Origin of the sequence: Planotetraspora silvatica, from assembly GCF_016863315.1 — a bacterium.
GTDB classification, from domain to species: Bacteria; Actinomycetota; Actinomycetes; order Streptosporangiales; family Streptosporangiaceae; genus Planotetraspora; species Planotetraspora silvatica.
On sequence record NZ_BOOQ01000082.1, the window covers coordinates 1 to 2943 of the forward strand.

Genomic DNA, 2943 nt, shown 5'->3' on the forward strand with positions numbered 1-2943 from the left:
TGCACCATTCAGGTCCCACACCCGCACCGCCCCATCGAGGCCGCCGCTGACGACGGTGGCCCCATCAGCCGAGATGGCCACCACTCGGCTGGCATGTTGGCCCAGGATCCGCGGCTCGTGTGCACCATTCAGATTCCACACCCGCAGCGCATTGCCGCTGGCGCTGACGACGGTGGCCCCGTCAGGCGTGATGGCCACCGCATCCACAGTGCCTTCCTGCCGGCCCAGGATCCGCAGCTCATGTGCACCATTCAGATTCCACACCCGCAACGCCCCGTCACTGCCGCGGCTTACGACGGTAGTCCCGTCAGCCGTGATGGCTACCACCCGGCCTTCCTGCTGGCCCAGGATCCGCGGCTCATGTGCACCATTCAGATTCCGCACCCGCAGCCCATTGCCGCCGCCGCTGACGACGGTGGCCCCGTCAGCCGTGATGGCCACCACCCGCACCCGGCCGGTATGCCCGGTCAAGACCTGCAGGAGCGAAGCAGTCGTGGGCGTCAGGGCAGGAGTAATCCCCGTCGGCCGCAGGACAGGCTCAGGCAGGTCGAGCAAGTCACGGGCCCACGCCGCTACATGCCTATTTGGGTTATCCCATAGGCGACCAGCCAGTTGTGCTCGTGCCAGCGCAGGGTCGGTAGTAATCGCATCTGCTGACAATCGCAGCGCTCGCGCAATCTGTTTGGTCAGCGGATCGTCGGCGTAGCCGTAATCAGCCAGAAGCACGGCCAATCGGCTGTGCACTAGCCGCCGTTGGATCCAAGCCACATTGGCAAGCAGCTTGCGAAGTTCCCCGCCACAATCGGCTGCATCCAGATGGGCCGCCAGACGGGACGCGAGATAAGGGTCGTCAGCCGACAGCTCCCACCGGCTGGCATACTCATGCCGATACTGATCCAACAGGTGTCCATGCGCGGCGACAAATCTTTTGCCACCTTCACCGCCTAGTCGAGAGATCATCACGTCGTATTGCAGGTCGTGAGCCACATACCAGTTCTGGCCTGCGGCAGTTAACAACGAGCGGCCGATCAGCTCTCCCAACAAGTCCCCTACCCGCACCGCCGACAGCTCCGGGCCCCATAGTTTCTCGGCCGCATCTCGAGAAAAGGGCCCTCGCCCAGCAAATACTGCCAATCGCTCATACCTAACCCGATCAACCTCATCGAGGTCGGCAAGACCGGCACTGACTGCCGCGAACAACGTCCGATACTGATACACCGGATCCAGATCCGCATGCACCCGCACCAGATCCTGCTCGATCAACATCAGCACATCATCAAACGAGCGGCCATTGGCCACCATCGCCCCGGACATCGCCACTCCCAACGCCAGATTCCCCACCCGTGTACACAGCCGGTGCGCCGCCACCGGTAACTGCGCAACGGGCTGCCCGGTCCACTGGCCCAGCAATTCCAACGCCTCGCTCTCGCTGAGCGCTTTAATCTCTACTGGCACTGCATGCAGCGTCGTGGCTATTTCCTGCACCCGGGTGGTGAACAGCAGCCCGCAGCGTGAGGAGATCCCTAACAGCGCCTGGACCGGCGCAGGTTCCCACACGTTGTCCACGACAATGAGGAGACGCCGCCGCCGAAGCACCGCCGCGAGCGCGTCTCGCCCTTGCTGCACCGTGGTGAACCCCGCGTATTCGCTCATCCCCAACCGGCGAGTCAGATTGGCTAGCAATTCCACCGGATCCTGGTCCGGGTTGACGTTCAACCACGTCACCCCATGACGAAATCGACGTCGCATCCGCCAGACCTGCCATACCTCTCGCGGGTGCCAGCTTCGGACCTCCCACAGCCCGGCAGCCAACGTGGACTTTCCCACCCCGCCCATACCCACCAACGCCACTGGCCGCCCACCCGGCCGCACATAAGAGGCGATCTGTCCCATCAAGTCCGGCCGCGCCACCAGCCGAGACGGCATCCGGGGAGCTGCCCCCAACACTTTTCGGCCGCTTCGCAGCTCCACCACTGGAGTCCGCCCGGACCATATCCCCCACAGTGCTATCAATATCCCTGCAGCGATCACGGGTCCCCGCGCCCACCACGATGCTGAGTTGATCTGGGTATCGGCAATGGTCACTGAGTTTCCTAGGATTCCCGCCAGTATCAGCACAACCGCGAACACCAGCAGTGCCGCATCTACCGCTGGAGATCGCCCCCGCCCTTGCCGCGCCATCCCGCTGCCTCCCTCCCAGATTGCACGCCTCGAGGCCCGACCCTTACCGTCACTGACGTATCGGTCCGCTGACGTTCGATGTGACACCATCGCAATCCAAAACTCCGCTTGCTTGTCCAGCAGCCGGAACCGTCGTCGTGGAAACCAGCGTCAGCAGCGCCGTCGCCTGAGCGTTCAACGCCACCCTTAACGGGTAACGGTGCCAACGGCACAGTGGCGTGCTTTGCCGAGGAGGGCCCTGCTCGTAGGCCATGGTCCAGCGGGAGGATCGGCGATAGCGCTCCAAGCAGGGATGATCCTCGCGGAGCGACTGAGGTTCAGACCGCGACATCGAATCGTTAGCCCACCGCACCGCAGGCCCACACACCAGGTACACCGACGTGTTGAGCCAGCCCGCTCGTCATGTTCGGAGTCTCGGGCAGTCGGTGGTAGATGACGGTCTCCTCCGGCACGTGCGTGAGAGGCACATTCTGGTGACGGAGGAGTTGCAGCCACAGGTCCAGTCCTCCGCGACGGGGAGGCTCTCGTCGAACCGGGCCTCCCCAGGCATGTCACGGATCACCACCGTATTCACCGGGATGTAGTTGCCGACCCGTGGGAGCACGCCGCATCGTGACCGGGCACGAGGAGTAGGCCACCCCTGTCCCTAACGCATCCAGCGTGGCCATACGGACCGCTCGAAGCTCTTGACCGGGATGGTGCGGCCGGGGATGTCGAGCCCCACTGGTATGTCCTGTTCCTAGTACTCCAGTCGCAGATCGT

General features: G+C 63.7%; 1 protein-coding gene. It reads right to left on the minus strand.

What is annotated here, in order from left to right; all coding sequences use genetic code 11:
- On the minus strand, positions 1–2271 hold a 2271-nt coding region (locus Psi02_RS39655), incomplete at its 3' end, for an NB-ARC domain-containing protein (RefSeq protein WP_308442310.1).
- Positions 2272–2943: the final 672 nt, after the last annotated feature.